This window comes from Thalassospira sp. MCCC 1A01428 (genome assembly GCF_002115825.1).
In the GTDB taxonomy this organism is placed as follows: Bacteria; Pseudomonadota; Alphaproteobacteria; order Rhodospirillales; family Thalassospiraceae; genus Thalassospira.
The window spans coordinates 1-585 of sequence record NZ_JFJZ01000165.1 but is presented as its reverse complement, the minus strand read 5'-3'; the positions used below and the strand labels follow the sequence as shown (position 1 = coordinate 585).

At 56.4% G+C, this 585-nt stretch carries 1 protein-coding gene; it reads left to right on the top strand.

The genetic code is table 11. From position 1 onward, the window contains the following. Positions 1-478, top strand: a 478-nt coding sequence (locus tag THS27_RS26425) for a transglycosylase SLT domain-containing protein (protein WP_210403042.1), incomplete at its 5' end; no start/stop codon positions are given. Between the last annotated feature and the right edge of the window lie 107 nt (positions 479-585).

Below are 585 nucleotides of genomic sequence, written 5' to 3'. Positions count from 1 at the left end.
GAAATTTCGCCAAGCTGCCGGGTGGTACATGCCGGGGGTGGATTGGCGCATTTTAAAAGCGCAGTGCTGGCAGGAAAGCCGCCTTGTGCCGGATGCTGTTTCGCCGGTTGGGGCGCAGGGGCTTTGCCAATTCATGCCCGGCACCTGGGCGGGGATTATTGGCCCTGCCAAATTGCCGCCTGATGCGTCGGCTTTTGTGCCGCGTCTCTCTATTGAGGCGGCAGCTTTTTATATGGGCAAATTGCGTGCCGAATGGTCGAGTCCGCGCCCGGAATGGGATCGGCATAGTTTGGCACTGGCCAGTTACAATGCCGGGCTAGGCCATTTGCTGTCTGCACAGCGTAAATGCAATGGGGTGGTGCTTTATGATCGCATTATTGCCTGTTTGCCAGATGTGACAGGGCGGCATTCACGCGAAACAATTAACTATGTCGCCAGCATTTGGGGCTGGTACGAAAAAATCAAAGCGGGGTGGTGATGGTGGCATTTATCACGGCGGCGCGGTTCGTATTGGCGAACTGGCGGTTTGTTCTAATCGGCGGCGGCGTTGTGCTGGCCGCCGGTTTTTTGTGGCTCTATCAGGTT